17 protein-coding genes are annotated in these 17712 nt (G+C 62.4%); 8 read left to right on the top strand and 9 right to left on the bottom strand.

What is annotated here, in order from left to right:
• Window positions 1-245 precede the first annotated feature (245 nt).
• From NKH16_RS08410 to NKH16_RS08390, 5 genes are all read left to right on the top strand, one after another.
• Window positions 246-1394 carry an acyl-CoA dehydrogenase family protein gene (locus tag NKH16_RS08410; RefSeq protein WP_352899032.1) on the top strand — a complete coding sequence of 383 codons (1149 nt, stop codon included), beginning with the start codon at window positions 246-248 and terminating at the stop codon, window positions 1392-1394.
• 72 nt (window positions 1395-1466) lie between these two features.
• Window positions 1467-1862 (top strand): RidA family protein, encoded by a 396-nt coding sequence (locus NKH16_RS08405; RefSeq protein ID WP_023676831.1) that lies wholly within the window; start codon window positions 1467-1469, stop codon window positions 1860-1862.
• Window positions 1863-2040: 178 nt separating this feature from the next.
• On the top strand, window positions 2041-2832 hold the full coding sequence (locus NKH16_RS08400) for an ABC transporter substrate-binding protein (protein WP_352899030.1): 792 nt from the start codon (window positions 2041-2043) through the stop codon (window positions 2830-2832).
• A 109-nt stretch (window positions 2833-2941) separates the two neighbouring features.
• A complete protein-coding gene (locus NKH16_RS08395) occupies window positions 2942-3616 on the top strand; it encodes an amino acid ABC transporter permease (RefSeq protein WP_292656040.1) in 675 nt (224 codons plus the stop codon).
• Window positions 3617-3646: 30 nt separating this feature from the next.
• Complete coding sequence (locus NKH16_RS08390) at window positions 3647-4939, top strand: cysteine desulfurase-like protein (protein ID WP_352899027.1); 1293 nt, start codon at window positions 3647-3649, stop codon at window positions 4937-4939.
• Here the strand turns inward: NKH16_RS08390 and NKH16_RS08385 are convergent.
• The gene (locus tag NKH16_RS08385) at window positions 4870-5742 is read right to left on the bottom strand and encodes an NAD(P)H-dependent oxidoreductase (protein ID WP_352899024.1); all 873 of its coding nucleotides are present in this window, start codon (window positions 5740-5742) and stop codon (window positions 4870-4872) included. The genes NKH16_RS08390 and NKH16_RS08385 overlap by 70 nt on opposite strands.
• A gap of 93 nt (window positions 5743-5835) precedes the next feature.
• Between NKH16_RS08385 and NKH16_RS08380 the strand changes: the two genes are divergently transcribed.
• Window positions 5836-6756 carry a LysR family transcriptional regulator gene (locus NKH16_RS08380; RefSeq protein ID WP_352698200.1) on the top strand — a complete coding sequence of 307 codons (921 nt, stop codon included), beginning with the start codon at window positions 5836-5838 and terminating at the stop codon, window positions 6754-6756.
• Window positions 6757-6778: 22 nt separating this feature from the next.
• Here NKH16_RS08380 and NKH16_RS08375 read toward each other — a convergent pair whose 3' ends face one another.
• The 6 genes from NKH16_RS08375 to NKH16_RS08350 all read right to left on the bottom strand — a co-directional run bounded on the left by NKH16_RS08375 (window position 6779) and on the right by NKH16_RS08350 (window position 12711).
• The gene (locus NKH16_RS08375; RefSeq protein WP_023676825.1) at window positions 6779-7609 is read right to left on the bottom strand and encodes a dipeptide ABC transporter ATP-binding protein; all 831 of its coding nucleotides are present in this window, start codon (window positions 7607-7609) and stop codon (window positions 6779-6781) included.
• On the bottom strand, window positions 7606-8481 hold the full coding sequence (locus NKH16_RS08370; protein WP_023676824.1) for an ABC transporter ATP-binding protein: 876 nt from the start codon (window positions 8479-8481) through the stop codon (window positions 7606-7608). Before NKH16_RS08370 ends, NKH16_RS08375 begins: the two co-directional genes overlap by 4 nt.
• A 4-nt stretch (window positions 8482-8485) precedes the next feature.
• Window positions 8486-9403 carry an ABC transporter permease subunit gene (locus NKH16_RS08365; protein ID WP_023676823.1) on the bottom strand — a complete coding sequence of 306 codons (918 nt, stop codon included), beginning with the start codon at window positions 9401-9403 and terminating at the stop codon, window positions 8486-8488.
• Between the two features lies 1 nt (window position 9404).
• On the bottom strand, window positions 9405-10412 hold the full coding sequence (locus NKH16_RS08360) for an ABC transporter permease subunit (protein WP_023676822.1): 1008 nt from the start codon (window positions 10410-10412) through the stop codon (window positions 9405-9407).
• A 58-nt stretch (window positions 10413-10470) separates the two neighbouring features.
• Window positions 10471-12063 carry an ABC transporter substrate-binding protein gene (locus NKH16_RS08355; protein WP_023676821.1) on the bottom strand — a complete coding sequence of 531 codons (1593 nt, stop codon included), beginning with the start codon at window positions 12061-12063 and terminating at the stop codon, window positions 10471-10473.
• 165 nt (window positions 12064-12228) lie between these two features.
• A complete protein-coding gene (locus NKH16_RS08350; RefSeq protein ID WP_352899021.1) occupies window positions 12229-12711 on the bottom strand; it encodes a hypothetical protein in 483 nt (160 codons plus the stop codon).
• Between the two features lie 100 nt (window positions 12712-12811).
• Between NKH16_RS08350 and NKH16_RS08345 the strand changes: the two genes are divergently transcribed.
• Together NKH16_RS08345 and NKH16_RS08340 are read left to right on the top strand one after the other, a co-directional pair.
• Complete coding sequence (locus NKH16_RS08345; protein WP_502911681.1) at window positions 12812-14503, top strand: long-chain fatty acid--CoA ligase; 1692 nt, start codon at window positions 12812-12814, stop codon at window positions 14501-14503.
• 85 nt (window positions 14504-14588) lie between these two features.
• A complete protein-coding gene (locus NKH16_RS08340) occupies window positions 14589-15245 on the top strand; it encodes a class I SAM-dependent methyltransferase (RefSeq protein WP_352748898.1) in 657 nt (218 codons plus the stop codon).
• On the opposite strand, the gene NKH16_RS08335 is transcribed toward NKH16_RS08340, so the two are convergent.
• On the bottom strand, window positions 15229-15951 hold the full coding sequence (locus NKH16_RS08335; RefSeq protein ID WP_352570248.1) for an HAD family hydrolase: 723 nt from the start codon (window positions 15949-15951) through the stop codon (window positions 15229-15231). The genes NKH16_RS08340 and NKH16_RS08335 overlap by 17 nt on opposite strands.
• A gap of 5 nt (window positions 15952-15956) precedes the next feature.
• Window positions 15957-17600 carry a glucose-6-phosphate isomerase gene (gene pgi / locus NKH16_RS08330; RefSeq protein WP_352899015.1) on the bottom strand — a complete coding sequence of 548 codons (1644 nt, stop codon included), beginning with the start codon at window positions 17598-17600 and terminating at the stop codon, window positions 15957-15959.
• Between the last annotated feature and the right edge of the window lie 112 nt (window positions 17601-17712).

Raw genomic sequence — 17712 nt, 5'->3', positions numbered from 1 at the left:
TCGACCTCAACCTCGTCGAGAGATAGCATGGAGCACTGTTCGCGATGTCCTCGCACACCTGTTCGCGATGTCTCCGGTCCAAACAGGGGGGAGATTGGATATCAGGCCCGCTTTCGCCAATCTCCAACATCGCAGGGAGAGCCGTGGCAGCGAAGCCGCCAATCTCCCCCCTAGAGGGGGAGATGTCCAGCAGGACAGAGGGGCGCGCCGTGGAGCGCCGGGGCCGGAGAATTGTGGAGGCAGCAATGCCTGACCGTTCCTTCCTCTCCTGGCCGTTCTTCGAGGATCGCCACCGCGATCTGGCGGAGCGGCTGGAGGCATGGTGCGCCAAGAACCTGCCGGTCGCGCATGACGATGTCGACGCGGCCTGCCGCGAGTTGGTGGCGAGGCTTGGCAAAGACGGCTGGCTGAAGCCAACGGCGTTCGATGTGGACAATCCGGGACCGCTCGACGTGCGCACCCTGTGCCTCACGCGCGAAACGCTGGCCCGGCATGACGGGCTGGCCGATTTCGCCTTCGCCATGCAAGGGCTCGGCACCGGCGCACTCAGCCTGTTCGGCACGCCCGACCAGCAGCACTGGCTGGCGAAGACACGGGCCGGCAAGGCGATTTCGGCTTTCGCGCTGTCGGAGCCGCGCTCGGGCTCGGACGTCGCCAATATGGAAATGACGGCCACGCGTGACCGCGACAGCTATCTCTTGTCCGGCGAAAAGACCTGGATCTCCAACGGCGGTATCGCTGACTTTTATGCTGTCTTTGCCCGCACCGGCGAAGCGCCCGGCGCCAAGGGGCTTTCCGCCTTTGTCGTGCCTTCCGAAACCGAGGGGCTGATCGTTGCCGAGCGGCTGGAGGTGATCGCGCCGCACCCGCTCGCCCGGCTGTCCTTCGACAATGCACGCATTCCAGCCTCGGCGCTGATTGGCAAAGCCGGTGACGGTTTTCGCATCGCCATGTCCGTGCTCGACGTGTTCCGTTCGACCGTCGGCGCAGCGGCGCTCGGCTTTGCCCGGCGCGCGCTGGACGAAAGCATCACAAGAGTGGCAGAGCGCAGGCTGTTCGGTGCGCCGATGGCCGAGCTGCAGATGGTGCAGGGCCACATCGCCGACATGGCGCTGGATGTCGATGCCGCCGCGTTGCTGGTCTATCGTGCCGCCTGGACCAAGGACATGGGCGCGGCTCGGGTTACCCGCGAAGCCGCCATGGCCAAGCTGTTCGCTACCGACAAAGCGCAGGAGGTGATCGACAAGGCTGTGCAGCTGCATGGCGGCGACGGCGTCCGCAAGGGCCATATCGTCGAAAGCCTGTATCGCGAGATCCGGGCGCTGCGCATCTACGAGGGAGCGTCCGACGTGCAGAAGGTGGTGATTGCACGGCAAGTGATGGGAGCGGCCTGAGACAGGAGTTTGCGTGAAAATTATTGTCTTCGAGTTTTGAACGACCGGATTTGAGCATTGGGAGGTTTTGACATGCACACCATCCTGCAGCCGGAAGGCTGGGCGAAACCCGTCGGCTACGCCAATGGCGTCGCCGCGCGTGGGCAGCTTGTCTTCGTCGGCGGGCAGGTCGGCTGGAACGGACAGGGCCGCTTCGAGACCGATGATCTTGTCGGCCAGGTGCGGCAGACGCTGGCCAATATTGTTGCTGTGCTCGCCGAGGCCGACGCCAAGCCGGAACATATCACCTCGATGACCTGGTACTTTACCGACAAGGCGGAATATTTGGCCAATCTCAAGGGGATCGGAGAGGTCTATCGCGAGGTGATCGGCCGGCATTTTCCGGCGATGGCCGCCATGCAGGTGATGGCGCTGGTCGAGGATCGCGCCAAGGTTGAGATCCAGGCCACGGCGGTTATTCCGGAGTGACGGCAACACGTGGCAATTTTTTAAGCTTAAAACTTTCGCCTTGAAAAGCGCGGCACTTTGGATAGCATCCGATGTCTTGCGACTGCCGTGCCGGGAGGGCTTTCCGGCAGTCCCGTCACTTGGCGCATCAAAACCGTGCGGGGTCAAACCCGTCCGATCACAACCAGAGGGAACGAAAATGAACTTCACCCGTCGCAACCTGCTGCTTCTTGCTGCTGCCATCGGCATCGCCGGCGGCCCGGCCTACGCCGAAGGCACGCTGAATGTCGGCGCCTATCCGACCAATCCACCTTTTGAATACAAGAACGAGAGCGGCACGTTCGAGGGTTTCGAAGTCGACATCATCAATGAGGCGGCAAAGCGTATCGGCATGACCACTGATATCGCCGATCTCGGTTTCCAGGCGCTGTTCGCCGCCACCACCTCGAAGCGCATCGACGTCGCCATCTCGTCGATCACCATCACGCCGGAGCGGCTGAAGTCTCAGTCGTTCACGCAGCCCTACTATGATTCCGACATGGGCATCGCCGCGAAGGCCGACAGCCCGATCAAGGCCGAGGCCGACCTCAAGGGCAAGATCGTCGGCGTGCTGTCCGGCTCGACCGGCGAAGCCTGGGTCAAGGCCCACCAGGAAGCGGACGGGTTCAGTGACGTCAAGGGCTACGACACGCAGCAGAATTTGCTGCTCGATCTCAGCTCCGGCCGCGTCGATGCGGCGGTCAGCGATATTCCGGGCCTGGAATATTCTTTCACCAGGATGAAGGATCTCGCCGTAGAAGAGCGCATCAAGACCGGCGAGCAGTACGGTCTGATGATGACCAAGGACCACCCGCTGCTCGGCAAGCTGAACGACGCGCTGACCGCGATGAAGAAGGACGGCACGCTGGCCGCGATCCACAAGAAGTGGTTCGGCAGCGACGCACCTGCCGATTCCTCGACCGTCAAGGAAATGCCTATGCCGAAGGCCTGAGCGGCAGTTCGCGCTTAAATGTCGTGCCGGCTTTCGATGCCGGCACGATTTCGGATTTCGGGCTCGGGCTCGAGCGTCGCGGGACGCCAAACGTTTCGGAAATGCTGCGATGTCGCTGCTGGACACCTTCTTCAACGCCGACGTCATGGTCTCCAGCCTGCCGGCGCTGCTGCGCGGTTTCCTGAACACCCTGCTGCTCGGAATCATGAGCATCGGCATCGGTATTCCCGTCGGCCTCGCGATCAGCTTGGTGCGGCTCTATGCGCCAAAGCCGCTTCGGCTGCTGGCTGTCGGCTACATTGACATTTTCCGGGCGATGCCGGTGCTGGTCGTGCTGATCCTGATCTACTATGCGCTGCCGTTCCTCGGCATTCGCCTGTCATCGTGGACGTCCGCGGTGATGGCCTTCGCCATCATCATGGCGGCCTATTCGGCCGAGGTGTTCCGCTCCGGTATAGAGAGCATTCCGCGCGGCCAGTTCGAGGCGGCGCAGGCGCTCGGCCTGCCGTTCTTGCTGACCTTGCGCAAGGTAGTGCTGCCGCAGGCGATCCGCGTCGTCATTCCGCCAATGACCAGCAATTGCGTTTCGATGTTCAAGGATACTTCGCTCGCTTCCACCGTGGCGCTGCCCGAACTGCTGAAGGAAGCGACCAACGCGCAATCGCTCTATGCCAACCCTTCACCGCTGATCGGCGCGGCGCTGGTCTATCTCATCTTTCTCTGGCCGATGGTCCGTCTCGTCAGCCTCCTTGAACGCCGCTTTCAAACCGAAAAGACCCGCTGAATCTGTCAGCGCACTTCGCAGGAGACGACCTTGAACCAGCATCAGATTTCGAAAACCGGCGATGCCGCAGCTTTCCCGGTCGAGACGATCCGCGCCATGTTTCCCGCCTTGCAGCAAGCCGGGGACTTCGTCTTCATGGACAATGCCGCCGGCGCGCAGATCCCGCAAAGCGTGCTCGATGCGGTCACCAACCATTTGGTCGCGCATAATGTGCAGCGCGGCGGCCGCTATGGCCGCAGCGTCACCGTCGACCAAGCCGTCGCCGGCGCTCGCGAAAGCGTGGCCTTGCTGATCAACGCCACCAACCCGGCGGAGATCTGTTTCGGCATGAACGCCACTACGTTCATCCGCCTGGTCAGCCTCGGCATCGGCCAGATGCTTTCCGAGCGCCCAAACGGGGAGCGTGACGAGATCGTCATCACCGACATGGATCACGACGCCAATATCGCGACGTGGCTGGCGCTGGCGCCCGCCGGCGCCAAGTTCAAATGGTGGCGGATGCGCGAGGACGGCAATCTGCATGTCGACGATTTGCGCCCGCTGGTCTCAGAGCGCACCCGGCTCGTCGCCTGCACGGTAACGGCGCATTCGATCGGCTCGATTGTCGACGTTGCCTCCGTGGCTGGGATTGCGCATGCGGCAGGCGCCGAAGTGTTCCTCGACTGCGTGCATTACGGGCCGCACGGGCTGATTGATGTGCAGGCCTGGGATTGCGACTATCTGGTCTGCTCCGGCTACAAGAATTTCTCGCCGCATATGGGCTTCCTGTGGGGCCGCTTCGAAACACTGAAGCGCTTGCCGACCTTCCGCGAGGATTTCATCCCCGACGAGCCGCCCCACAAAATCGAAGCCGGCACGTTCATCTACGAGAACGTCTCCGGCATGGATGCTGCGGTGCGCTACCTCGAATCGATCGGCCGCAATTTCTTGTCCGAGAATAACCGGTCGCGCCGCGACAACATCGTCGCCGGCATGAATGCCATCCGCGACTACGAACAGGTGCTGGCGCGCGAAATGCTGGCGGTGCTCAAAGATTGCGATGCGACGATCTACGGCGTGGCCGAAGAGGCACGCCTCGGCGAGCGCGTGCCGACCTTCTGCTTCAATGTCGGCACGCTGTCGCCGCAGAGGATCGTCGAAGAGATGGCCGAGATGCAGATCGGCATTCGCGACGGCCACATGTATGCGCCGCGTCTGATGAAGCGGCTCAACCTCAGCATGGACAGCGGCGCCGTGCGCGCCTCGCTGGTGCATTACAATACGATCGAGGAAGTCCGGCGCTTCGGCGAGGCGCTGCGCACCATCATCGCCCGGCTGTCCTGATCGGACTGGGCGGCGGCGCCGGCGCGATCCTCGTGAAGCGCAAAGGCGATCGCACCCGGGTTCTCCAAGCCGGGGCGCAATTGCATGCTTGGGATCAAGTAATCGCCGCCATTCTGCTGCCGATAACGAATGGGCCGGATTGTCTCGAGCGTTCGCATCCTTTCGCGCAGTCGCTCCGCGACAGGCTCGAAATCCGCCTCCCCGAAACGGTCCACCCTGTAAACCACGAACGGCGGAAGCACGTCGTAGCCCGGATAGTATAGAATCCCGTGATTGATCGGGAACAGCAGGTCGTCGATCGGGCCGTTGACGCCGCGGGCGGAATAATGCTCCTCCCAGCCGCCGGTGGTCACGATCAGCATTGCGCGCTTGCCGGCGAGCGTTCCCTCACCAAAGCGGTCACCCCACCGCTTGTCGCTGTGCTCGCCAACGCCATAGGCGAAGCCGTAGGCGTACACGCGATCGACCCAGCCCTTGAGGATCGCCGGCATGGCGTACCACCACAGCGGGAACTGGAGGATCAGGGTATCGGCCCATAGCAGCTTGTCGATCTCCACTTTGACGTCATCGGTCAGAGTGTTGGTCGCAAAAGCCTTTTTGGAGGCGCCGGCCGGCAGGAAGCGTGCTTCGGGCGGCCACGACGGAAAGTCGGCACGGTCCACCTCGGCTTTCCAGCCATCGGCGTAGAGGTCCGACACCCGCACCTCGTGGCCCTGGGCCTCGAGTTCCCTGATGGCGACGTCACGCAGTGCGCCATTGAGCGAACGCGGTTCAGGATGAGCAAAAACAAGCAGGACTTTCATGGGTCTACTCCGAAGAAGGACGATAGACACCAAAGGTAGCCAGCCGTGGGCTGATCCACTATATGTAGGAAATGTATAAGATAATGCCGAATAATGGATAGATCGGACGTCACCCTTGAGCGCATGCGCACCTTCGTTCGCGTCGCCGAGCGCGGCAGCCTCTCGGCGGTGGCGCGCGAGCTCGGAGTTGGGCAGTCGACGGTCACACGGCATTTGCGAGAACTCGAGGAGGCCGTCGGAGTGCCCTTGCTCAGCAGGACCACCCGGCGCGTCACGATGACCGATGAAGGCAGCCGTTACTATGCCGACAGCGTCCAGATCCTGCGCCTCGTCGAGCAGGCCGGCGATGAGGCGCGGGGCACGCGCGGCGCGTCGGCCGGCACGATCCGGATATCCTGCACGGCGGCGCTCGGGGTCTTGCATGTCAGCCGGCTGATCTTCGCCTTTCAAGACCGCTATCCCGATATCGGCATCGATCTCAGCCTTACCGACGAGCGCATCAACCTTGTGCGGGAGGGCGTCGACATCGCGCTTCGCCTCGGCCCGCTCACCGACAGCTCAATGAAACTGCGGGCGCTCGGCCAGTCCCGGCGTCTGCTGGTGGCGGCGCCGGCCTATCTGGCGGCGCGGGGCAGACCGGCTGTCCCGCAGGATCTGCCTGGCCATGAAGGCATCCGGATGTCGAACATCGCGGGAAGCGACACGCTCACCTTGCAGGGGCCGGGCGGCGAGACCTTTGCGGTGCCCTTTGGCGGCAGATTTCTGGTCGACCATGGGCTTGCTGCGCGCGAAGCCCTTGTCGCCGGACGCGGCATCGCACCCGCCCACCACTGGCTTGTCGACGATCTTCTGGCGGCCGACCGGCTGGAAGTGGTCCTGCCGGGCTATTTTCCGCCTCCCGTCCCGCTGAGCATGCTGATCGTTCCGGAGCGTGCGGGCATTGCCCGGGTGCGGCTGCTGGTCGACTTTCTCGCCGAGCAGATCTCCGGCATTCCGGGGATCGAGAAGCGGTAGCCGGCCGGCAAACCTCGCCGGATCAGGCGGCCTTCTTCTTCGCCAACCGTGCCTTGATGCTGGCAACGTCGGCACGCGGCGTCGCCGCGAACAGCGTCCTGGTGTAGCTGTGCTTGGGGTCGGCGAAGACCTCGTCGCGCGAGCCGTATTCGACCGCTTCGCCGAAGTACATCACCATCACGTCGTCGGCGATATAGCGTACCACCGACAGGTCGTGACTGATGAAAACATAGGTTAGCTGAAACTCGTCCTGCAGGTCGGCGAGCAGGTTCAGCACCTGCGCCTGCACCGAAAGATCAAGTGCCGAGACCGGCTCGTCCAGCACCAGAAGGCTGGGGTTGAGCATCAGCGCGCGGGCGATGGCGATCCGCTGGCGCTGGCCGCCCGAAAACATATGCGGGTAGCGATTAAAGTGCTCGGGGCCGAGACCGACCTTCTTTAGCATCTTCATGGCAAGATCGCGCCGCTCGTCGGCCGTGCTGTCGGTGTTGATGAGCAGCGGCTCGCCAAGCACGTCGCCGATCTTCTGGCGTGGATTGAGCGAACCATAAGGGTTCTGGAAGACGATCTGGACCTTGCGGCGCATTTCCTTCGACAGGCCGTTCCTGCCGATGTCTACCTTCTTGCCGTCGATGAAAAGCTCGCCGGAGGTCGCCGGGTCGATCAGGGTGATGATGCGGGCGAGTGTTGACTTGCCGCAGCCGCTCTCGCCGACGATGGCCAGCGTCTTGCCCTTGTCGACGCTGAACGAAACACCCTTGACCGCATGAACCGTACGGGAGGGGCGGAAAAGCCCGCCACCGACATGATAGTCGCGCACGATGTTCTTGCCTTCGACTACCGTCACGCTCATGAGGCGGTTCCTCCTGCGGACCGGGCTGCGACCACAGATGGGGCCGGCTCGAACAGCATGTCGGAAACAGTAGGCAATCGGTCGCCGACGGCATTTTCCGGCAGCGCCGACAGGAGCGCGCGCGTGTAGTTGCTCTTGGGGGACTCGAACAGCGACAGCACGTCGGCCTCTTCCATCTTGCGGCCCTTGTACTGGACGATGACACGGTCGGCGGTCTCGGCAACCACCCCCATATTGTGGGTGATCATGATCAGGCCCATGCCATATTTGGCCTGCAGGCCGACCAGCAGATCGAGGATCTGCTTCTGGATGGTGACGTCGAGCGCCGTGGTTGGCTCGTCGGCGATCAAAAGCTTGGGATTGCAGGCGATGGCGATGGCGATCATGACGCGCTGACACTGACCACCCGACATCTGGTGCGGGAAGGAGCCCAGCCGTTCCTCGGGGTCGGCGATGCCGACCAACTTCATCAATTCGATGGCACGCGCCCGGCGCTGGGCGCGGTCCATGCCCATATGGAAGCGCAGCACCTCCTCGATCTGGAAGCCGACGGTGAAGCACGGGTTGAGGCTGGCGACCGGCTCCTGGAAGATCATCGAAATGTCCTTGCCGACGATCTTGCGCCGCTCGGATGGGCCGAGCTTGAGCAGGTCGATGCCGTCGAAGGCCATGCGGTCGGCCCTCACCGTCGCGGTGTTGGGCAAAAGCCCCATCACCGCCAGCATCGCCACGGACTTGCCCGAACCGGATTCGCCGACGATCGCCAGCACCTCACGCGGTTCGACCGACAGGTCGATGCCTTGTACCGCCATGAATGGTCCAGCGGCGGTGTCGAAGGAAACGGTCAGGTTCTTGATCTCGAGAAGAGGCATTGGATTATGACCTCTTCAGCTTGGGATCGAAGGCATCGCGCAAGCCATCGCCGATCAGATTGATGGCAAGCACAGTGATCAGGATAGCAAGGCCGGGGAAGGTCACCACCCAAGGCGCGCGCAGGATGAACTCGCGCGCCGAGGCGAGCATCGTGCCCCATTCCGGCGTCGGCGGCTGCGCACCGACACCGAGGAAGCCGAGCGCCGCAGCCTCGAGAATAGCGTTGGAGAAGGACAACGTCGCCTGCACGATCAGCGGTGCCAGGCAGTTCGGCAGGATCGTCCTCACCATCAAGCGAAGATGACCGGCACCAGCCACCTTGGCGGAGATGACATATTCGCGGTTCTTTTCGGCCATCACGGCGGCGCGGGTGAGGCGCGCAAAATGCGGCTGCAGCACCAGCGCGATCGCCAGCATGGCATTGAAAAGGCCGGGGCCAAGGATCGCCACCAGCACCAGCGCCAGAAGCAGCGACGGGAAGGCCAGGATGATATCCATGATGCGCATGATCAGCGTGTCGACCCAGCCGCGGAAATAGCCGGCGAGCACGCCAAGCACGATGCCGCTGGTGAGCGAGAAGACAACGACCACCAGACCGATGAACAGCGAGAAACGCGCCCCGAAGATCAACCGTGAAAGCATGTCGCGACCGACCGCGTCGGTGCCGAGCAGGAACATCGATTTGCCGCCTTCCTGCCAGGCAGGGGGTGCCAGCAGCGCATCGCGAAACTGCTCGTCGGGCGAATGTGGGGCGACGAACGGCGCAAAGATCGCCACCAGCACCAGCGCCGAAAACACGACAAGGCCGATGACCGCGCCGGTGTTCATCGAGAAATAGTGCCAGAACTCGGCGAAAGCCCGTTGCCTGCCGCCTGTCGGGATGGAGGCGGCGGTAGCTTCGGCGGCGGATTCGTCGGTCATCTCACTGCACCCGGATGCGCGGATTGATGACGGCGTAGAGCACGTCGACGATCAGGTTCACCGCCATGACGATCAGCGCGATGATCAGCAATCCGCTCTGCACGACGACATAGTCGCGCTTGCCGATGGCATCGATCATCCATTTGCCGATGCCTGGCCAGGAAAAAATGGTTTCGGTCAGAATGGCGCCCGCCATCAAGGTGCCGACCTGCAGTCCAATGGTGGTGACTACCGGGATCAGCGCGTTGCGAAAAGCGTGCAGACCGATGACGCGGCGCGGCGCCAGGCCCTTGGCGCGCGCGGTGCGGACATAGTCCTCGCCCAGCACCTCGAGCATCGCCGAGCGCGTCTGGCGCGCTATGACGGCAAGCGGGATCGTCGCCAGCACGATCGACGGCAGGATCAAATGGCTGACGGCAGATTTGAAAGCGCCGCTCCTGCCGGAGATCAGGCTGTCGATGAGCATGAACCCGGTCGTCGGCCTGAAGAAATACTGCAGGCCGATGCGGCCGGAAACCGGCGTCCAGCCGAGATAGCCGGAGAAGAAGATAATGAGCAGCAACCCCCACCAGAAGATCGGCATCGAATAGCCGGTCAGCGCGACACCCATCGTCGCCTGGTCGAACCACGAGCCGCGCTTGACCGCGGCGAAGATACCGGCAGGAATGCCGAGCAGGACGGCGATGATCAACGCCACTGTCGCCAGTTCCAGCGTGGCTGGAAACAGCGCCTGGAATTCGCCGAGCACTGGCCGCTTGGTGGCAATAGATATGCCGAAATCGCCGGTCAGGACCCTGCCGATATATTCCAGGTACTGAATGACATAGGGCCGGTTGTAGCCAAACTGCTCGATGAGCTGGGCGTAGCGCTCGGGGCTGACACCGCGCTCGCCCGCCAGGGCCAGGATAGGATCGCCGGGCAGAAGCCGGACGAAAGCAAACGCCGCCAGCGATATGCCGAACACGGTCGGGATGATCAAAGCGAGCTTGTGGAGGAGATAACGGAGCATCTTGCTTCATAGAACGGCGGCGCGGGAAGTCCAGCGCCGCCGTTCAATTTCTCAGGACTTATTCGGTGACGTCGACGCCGTCAAACCGATGAATGCCGAGCGGGTCCATAACGAAGCCCGACACCTTCTTGTTCATCGGCATGAAGACCTTGGAGTGGGCGATGGTCAGCCACGGAGCCTCACGCTTGAACACCACCTGAGCTTCCTCGTAGATCTTGGTGCGCTCGGCGACGTCCGTCGTCGCCTTGCCTTTTTTCAGCAGGGCTTCGAATTCCTGGTTGCACCAGATCGCATAATTGGACTGGCCGATGGCATCGCAACCGAGCAGGAAAAAGAAGTTGTCCGGATCGCCATTGTCACCGGTCCAGCCCAGTTGGAAGGCGCCATCGCGATCCTTAGCCTTGCCGCGCTGGCGATACTCTGTCCATTCGTAACTGACGATCTCCGCCTTGACCCCGACGGCGGCATAGTCGGCCTGGATCAACTCGGCGACGCGCTGGGCGTTCGGGTTGTAGGGGCGGCTGACCGGCATAGCCCAGATCTTCATCGACAGATCCTTGACGCCTGCATCGGCCAGCATCTTCTTGGCCGCCTCCGGATCATAGGGATCGTCCTTGATGTCCTTGTTATAGGACCACATGGTCGGCGGGATCGGGTTGATGGCCGGCGCGCCGGCGCCCTGATAGACCGCGTCGATGATCGCCTTCTTGTTTACCGCCATGTTGAGGGCCTTGCGGACCTCGACCTTGTCGAAGGGCGGCTGCGTCGTGTTGTAAGCCATGTAGCCGATGTTCAGGCCTTCCTGCTCGTCGACTTTGAGGTTCGCGTCAGCCTGCAGTCCGGCAATGTCGGCCGGCGCCGGGTATGACATGATATCGCACTCGCCTGCCTTCAGCTTCTGCGCGCGCACGGCGGGGTCGGGCGTGATGGCGAAGATCAGATCATCGATCTTCTGGCGGCCGCCATAGTAGCCGTCCCATGCTGCATAGCGCACGACCGCATCGACCTGATAGTCGACGAATTGGAACGGACCAGTGCCGACCGGCTTCTGGGTGAACTGCTGCCTGGTGCCGGCCTTGTCGAGCTGGTCGGCATATTCCTTGGAAACGATCGAGGCGAAATCCATGCCGAGGTCCGGCAGGAACGCGACTTCAGGCTTGTTCAGCACGAATTTCACCGTCAGGTCGTCGACCTTGACGATTTCCTTCAGGAGATCGGGGAAGCCCATGCCGGTGAAATATTCCCAGCCGGTGCCTTCCAGATAGCTGTACCACGGGCTTTCTTTCTTCCACTGGCGTTCGAAGGAAAAGATCACGTCGTCGGCGTTGAGGTCGCGCGTCGGCGTGAAATAATCGGTCGTCTGGAATTTCACACCCGGGCGAAGTTTAAAGGTGTATTCGAGACCGTCATCGGAAACCGTCCAGCTCTCGGCCAGGCCGGGCGAGATGGTGGTCTTGCCATGCTCGAACTCGACCAGGCGCGAATAGATGGTGCGCGACGAGGCGTCGAAGTCGTTGCCGCCGCTCCATGGCGACGGGTCGAAGCCGGCCGGCGAAGCTTCCGAGCAATAGACCAGTTGTTTTGCATTGGCCACGCCGCCGAGGACGCTTGCAGCCAGCAACGCGGCTGCAAAAGTCAGTTTCTTTTTCATTGAGCACTCCCTGATGTTCTTCCAAGCCCCTCTGTCAGGCTCGCGAAGGCCGCATATAAGCACCGTTTTTCTAGCTTTGGAACTGCTTGTTTGCCTAACCCACGGGAAGCAGAAAAAATTTCCGGCACGCGGCAAATTGTGGAAAAAACGAGCCGAATCCGCAGATCACGACATTATTAGCGACTTCAATTTTTTGTTGATCGGTAATGCCGCCGATTGGGGGAATCGAGCCGTTCGGTTCAAGAGATGCGCGTCCGAAAACCGGCCGCGGCCAAGAGGTTTGACGGCAAGTCTTACCGCACTCCAGGTGGCGAGGCTTGCACGGCCGCCGCTTGTGGCAATACATAGATAGATGGGCAGCGTGCCGGATTTTCCCAGGTTCCGGATATTGCGGCAAGCGGTGGGATATCTTTGTTGATCAGGGCGGTGGTGGCGCGCAAGCATGCCGAAACAATAAGAACGATTGAGGGAGCGACAGGTGGCAAGACCGGCAAAGACAACCAACGCGGCGAAAGCAAAGGCCGAGGCAACATCGAAAGCGGTCAAGCCAAAAGCGGCCGCCGCCAAGCCGACGGCTACCGCGAAGGCAAGCGCGAAGCCGGCGGCGAAGACCACGGCTGGAACGGCTGCTAAAGCGGCAACCGGCAAGACTGCGCCTGCTGCAAAATCTGCCGCCAAGCCGGCGGCGAAGGCAGTGCCGACAGCGCCACGACCGCCGGCAGGTCCGGCCAAGAGATTACCGAAGGCGATCACCGCACTGGCCGCTGGCCTGCCTGAAAAACCGTGGCTCCAGAGTTACCCAAAGATCGTGCCGGCCGAGATTGGCGACCTGCCCTCCAGCTCGATCGGCGACTTTCTCGTCGCCGTGTGCAAGCAGTTTGCGAATCGGCCGGCCTTCGTCTGCATGGGCAAATCGATCACCTATGCCGACCTCGAGCGACAGTCGGCCGCCTTCGGCGCCTATCTGCAATCAACGGGGCTGCAGAAGGGCGCGCGCGTCGCCCTGATGATGCCGAATGTGCTGCAATATCCGGTGGCGATTATGGCAGTGCTTCGCGCCGGCTATGTCGTGGTCAACATCAATCCGCTCTACACGCCGCGCGAGCTGGAGCATCAGCTCAAGGATTCCGGCGCTCAAGCCATTGTCATCCTCGAAAATTTTGCCTGCACCCTGCAGGCGGTGATCGCCAGGACCGCGGTCAAGCATGTCGTGGTCGCCTCGATGGGCGACATGCTCGGCGGGCTCAAGGGAACGATCGTCAACTTCGTTGTACGCCGCGTCAAGAAGATGGTGCCGGCATGGTCGCTGCCCGGCCATGTCAAGTTCAACGCCGCGCTGAAGGCCGGCACCGGCATGGCCTTCAGGCCCGCAAAGGTCGCGGCCGACGACATCGCCTTCCTGCAATACACGGGCGGCACGACCGGCATCTCCAAGGGCGCGATGCTTTTGCACAGCAACATTTTGGCGAACGTCGCGCAGAACGCGCTGTGGGCCGAAGACGCTTTTACCGTCAAGCCGAAGCCGGCGCATCTGAACTTCCTCTGCGCGCTGCCGCTCTATCACATTTTTGCGCTGACGGCGAACGTGCTGGTAGGCATGCAGCAAGGCGCGCAGAATGTCCTCATCCCCAATCCGCGCGACATTCCCGGCTTCGTCAAGGAGCTGCAGAAATACCCGATCCACATCTTTCCGGGCCTCAACACGCTGTTCAATGCGCTGCTCAATAATGAGGATTTTCGCAAGCTCGATTTCAAGCCGCTGATCCTGACGCTGGGTGGCGGCATGCCGGTGCAGAGGGCCATCGCCGAACGCTGGAAGGCGCTGACCGGCTGCCCGATCAGCGAGGCCTACGGGCTCACCGAGACCTCGCCGGGGACAACCATCAACAAATTCAGCGACGGCGTTTACACCGGCACGATCGGCCTGCCGCTGCCCTCGACCGAGATCGCCATCCGCGACGACGACGGCAACAATTTGCCGCTCGGCGAAGTCGGCGAAATCTGCATCCGCGGACCGCAGGTGATGGCCGGCTACTGGAACCGGCCGGACGAGACCGCCAAGGTGATGACCGAGGACGGCTTCTTCAAATCGGGCGACATGGGCTTCATGGACGAGCTTGGCTACACCAAGATCGTCGACCGCAAGAAGGACATGATCCTGGTTTCCGGCTTCAACGTCTATCCGAACGAACTCGAGGAAGTGGTGGCGCAGCATCCAGGCGTACTCGAAGTGGCGGCGATCGGCGTGCCGGACGAGCATTCGGGTGAAGTGCCGAAGCTGTTCGTCGTCAAGAAGGACCCGGCACTGACCGCCGACATGCTGACGGCTTATTGCCGCGAGAACCTGACCGGCTACAAGCGTCCCAGATATATTGAGTTCCGCACCGAGCTGCCGAAGACACCGGTCGGCAAGATCCTGCGACGGGCGTTGCGGGGCTAGGCGCAGCTTGAGCGATTGCATCGCCGGCGCCAACGCCGTGAGTATAGGTTCGCGCCCGGACCCGGCAGAGTTCACCCGGGCGAACATGCGGATCGCCCCCGTGCCCGCGCTTCCCGAAATCCGGCTTTACACCGCCCATCCGGGAAGCGGGCTCAGGCGGCTTCTCGAATGGAACCAACATGCGACCGAAGAAGACGGACCTGAACCGGAGCCACCGTACTGGGCCTATGTCTGGGCCGGCGGCGCGGTGCTTGCCCGCTACATAATCGACCGGCCGGAGACCGTGGCCGGGCGTCGCGTGCTCGACCTCGGCGCCGGTTCGGGTCTCGTCGGTATCGCAGCGGCAAAAGCCGGAGCCAGCGAGGTCGTCGCGGCCGAGATCGATCACAATGGTGTGGTTGCGCTCGGCCTCAACGCGACTGCGAACGGCGTCGCTATCATGATCATTGGCGAAGACATCACCAGCGGTCCGCCGCCACCGGTGGATGTCGTGGTGGTCGGCGACCTGTTTTACGCCCATGATCTTGCCGGCCGGGCCCTTTCTTTCCTCGACCGCTGCCTTGCAGCCGGCATCGCCGTGCTGATCGGCGATCCGGGCCGCGCCTATCTGCCCCGCTCGCGGCTTCGCCTGCTGGCCGAATACGAGGTGCCGGATGTCGGCGAAGGCAGGAATGCGGCGATGAAACCGAGCGGCGTGTTCTCGTTCGGACCAGCTAGCTGCGAGTCTAGACTGTCTCGCTGACCCGCGCCGCAAGAAAATCGGGCAGATCGGCCACCGAATCCAGGATGACGTCGGCGATCTGCGACAGCGATTCACGTGTGCCGGTGCCGGAAAGCACGCCAATCGCCAGGCCGCAGCCGCCGGCGCGCGCCATCTCCAGATCGTGACGATTGTCGCCGACCATTGCGATCGTCGCCGGCCTGAGCCCTGTCAGATCCGAAAAGGCAAGGATCGTATCCGGCGCCGGTTTTGGATTGGCCACCGCGTCGTAACCATAGGCGGCTTCGAAAAGCTGCGCGACGCCCAGCGTGACCAAGGTTTTTTCCGCGCCGCTGGTCGAGTCGTTGGTGGCGACGCCAAGCCGGTAGGATTTTCTGTGAAGCAGCCCAAGCGTCTCGACCACACCCGGCAGCGCCACCGCCATTGCCGATCCCTGCGCCGAAGTGATGGCGTTGAAGCGGGCGACGGCAAGCATCTGGTCCTCGTCGGACAGCCGTGGAAACCACAGCTCGACGACGTCCATGTTGGTGCCTGAGGCAAAAATCGAATCCGGCTTGAAGCGCTTGGTGGCGAAGTCGAAGCCCGCCGCCGCAAGCAGCCTGTCTGCTTTCCAGCGATCGCCTTCGGCCGCATCCATCGCCATGAAGTCGGCGATGCCCAGCCATGTCGCGTTGAAATCTACGAGCGTGCCGTCCTTGTCGAACAATATTCCCTTAATGTCCGCCAAGCTTTTCACTCCGGGCCGCGCAAGCGGTGGATGTATTCCACCAGTCCGGCAGTCGAGGCATCCCGCTTTGCGGCGTTCTCCTTGCCTTCAACGACGGGCAGCAGCCCGGTCGCCAGTTCCTTGCCGAGCTCGACGCCCCACTGGTCGAAGGAGTTGATGTTGAACAGCGTGCCTTCGACGAAGACGCGGTGTTCGTAAAGCGCAATCAGCCGTCCGAACGTGTGGGGGTCGAGTTTCCTGTAGAGGATCGTCACTGAGGGGCGGTCGCCGGAGAAGACACGGTGCGGAGCAATCCTGTCGACATCGGCCGGCTTCATGCCTTTCGCCAGCATCTGCGCGCGGGCTTCCTCAAGCGTGCGGCCCTTCATGAAGGCTTCCGACTGCGCCAGGCAATTGGCAAGCAGAAGGTCGTGGTGATGCTTCAGTTCCGGCTCGTGGCCGACGGCAGCGGCAAGGAATTCGACCGGAATGAAATCGGTGCCCTGATGCAGAAGTTGGAAGAAGGCATGCTGGCCATTGGTGCCGGGCTCGCCCCAGACCAGCGGGCCGGTCGGCGTCGTTACAGCGCCGCCGTCCAGGGTGACGCTCTTGCCGTTCGATTCCATGTCGAGCTGCTGCAGATAGGCCGGTAGCCTGGACAGACGCTGATCGTAGGGGATGACGGCGCGAGCGGAGTATTTGCAGATCACGCGGTGCCACCAGCCAATCAGCCCCATCAGCGCCGGCAGGTTCTTCGCCAGCGGCGCGGTGCGGAACTGCTCGTCCATCTCATGGGCGCCGTCGAGAAAGGCGCGAAAATCCTTCGGGCCGATGGCGATCATCACCGGCAGACCGATCGCACCCCAGACGGAATAGCGGCCGCCGACCCAGTCCCAGAAGCCGAAGACGCGATCGGGCGCGATGCCGAATTTGGCGACCAGATCGAGCGCCGTCGAGACGGCGGCGAAATGCTTGCCGACCGCTTCCTTGCCGAGCGCCTTCTCGACCCATCTGCGCGCGGTTTCGGCATTGGTCATCGTCTCGACCGTGGTGAAGGTCTTGGAGGCGATGATGAACAGGGTGGTTTCGGCGGAAAGACCCTTCAGCGTGTCGTGGATATGGGCACCGTCGATATTGGATACGTAATGCGCGCGCGGGCCGTCATGATAGGGCGCCAGCGCCAGCGTCGCCATGGCCGGGCCGAGATCGGAGCCGCCGATGCCGATGTTGACGATGTCGGTGATTTTCTTGCCGGTCGCGCCGGCCGCCTTGCCGGAACGCACCGCGTCGGCGAAGGCACCCATCGCGTCGAGTACGGCAAGGACTTCCGCCTTCACGTCCTGGCCGTCGAGCACGATGCCCTTGCCGGTCAGGTTGCGCAGCGCCGTGTGCAGCACGGCACGGCCTTCAGTGACGTTGATCTTCTTGCCGGCAAACATCGCGTCGCGCCGGCCTTCGAGGTCAGCGGCCTCAGCCAGCTTCTCCAGCAACTCCATAGTCCGCGCATCGACCGCGCATTTCGACCAGTCGAGCAGCAGGTCGCCGTCACTGGCGGAGAATTTCTCGAAGCGCTGCGGATCGGCAGCGAAAGCCTCGCGCATCGAGCCCGATTTGGCCGCACGATGATCGCGCAATGCGTCGAGCTGCTTTTGAAAGGACGATTGATCCACTGCTTCGCTCCGGTCTCTTGAGATGCATCTTATCAGGCCGGATGTTTCCGGCGCGTGTCGTCGCGGCAAACTATCGGGTCGAATTCCATCTGTTTCAATGCGCAGCGATGCC

Origin of the sequence: Mesorhizobium sp. M1307, assembly GCF_040318155.1 — a bacterium.
In the GTDB taxonomy this organism is placed as follows: Bacteria; Pseudomonadota; Alphaproteobacteria; order Rhizobiales; family Rhizobiaceae; genus Mesorhizobium.
This window is presented reverse-complemented; position numbering and strand designations above follow the sequence as displayed.

Excerpts from the sequence above, each read along its gene's own strand:
- NKH16_RS08410 (WP_352899032.1), top strand. The coding sequence starts at position 246 with ATGCCTGACCGTTCCTTCCTCTCCTGGCCGTTCTTCGAGGATCGCCAC.
- NKH16_RS08405 (WP_023676831.1), top strand. The coding sequence starts at position 1,467 with ATGCACACCATCCTGCAGCCGGAAGGCTGGGCGAAACCCGTCGGCTAC.
- NKH16_RS08400 (WP_352899030.1), top strand. The coding sequence starts at position 2,041 with ATGAACTTCACCCGTCGCAACCTGCTGCTTCTTGCTGCTGCCATCGGC.
- NKH16_RS08395 (WP_292656040.1), top strand. The coding sequence starts at position 2,942 with ATGTCGCTGCTGGACACCTTCTTCAACGCCGACGTCATGGTCTCCAGC.
- NKH16_RS08385 (WP_352899024.1), bottom strand. The coding sequence starts at position 5,742 with ATGAAAGTCCTGCTTGTTTTTGCTCATCCTGAACCGCGTTCGCTCAAT.
- NKH16_RS08380 (WP_352698200.1), top strand. The coding sequence starts at position 5,836 with ATGGATAGATCGGACGTCACCCTTGAGCGCATGCGCACCTTCGTTCGC.
- NKH16_RS08375 (WP_023676825.1), bottom strand. The coding sequence starts at position 7,609 with ATGAGCGTGACGGTAGTCGAAGGCAAGAACATCGTGCGCGACTATCAT.
- NKH16_RS08370 (WP_023676824.1), bottom strand. The coding sequence starts at position 8,481 with ATGCCTCTTCTCGAGATCAAGAACCTGACCGTTTCCTTCGACACCGCC.
- NKH16_RS08365 (WP_023676823.1), bottom strand. The coding sequence starts at position 9,403 with ATGACCGACGAATCCGCCGCCGAAGCTACCGCCGCCTCCATCCCGACA.
- NKH16_RS08360 (WP_023676822.1), bottom strand. The coding sequence starts at position 10,412 with ATGCTCCGTTATCTCCTCCACAAGCTCGCTTTGATCATCCCGACCGTG.
- NKH16_RS08355 (WP_023676821.1), bottom strand. The coding sequence starts at position 12,063 with ATGAAAAAGAAACTGACTTTTGCAGCCGCGTTGCTGGCTGCAAGCGTC.
- NKH16_RS08340 (WP_352748898.1), top strand. The coding sequence starts at position 14,589 with ATGCGGATCGCCCCCGTGCCCGCGCTTCCCGAAATCCGGCTTTACACC.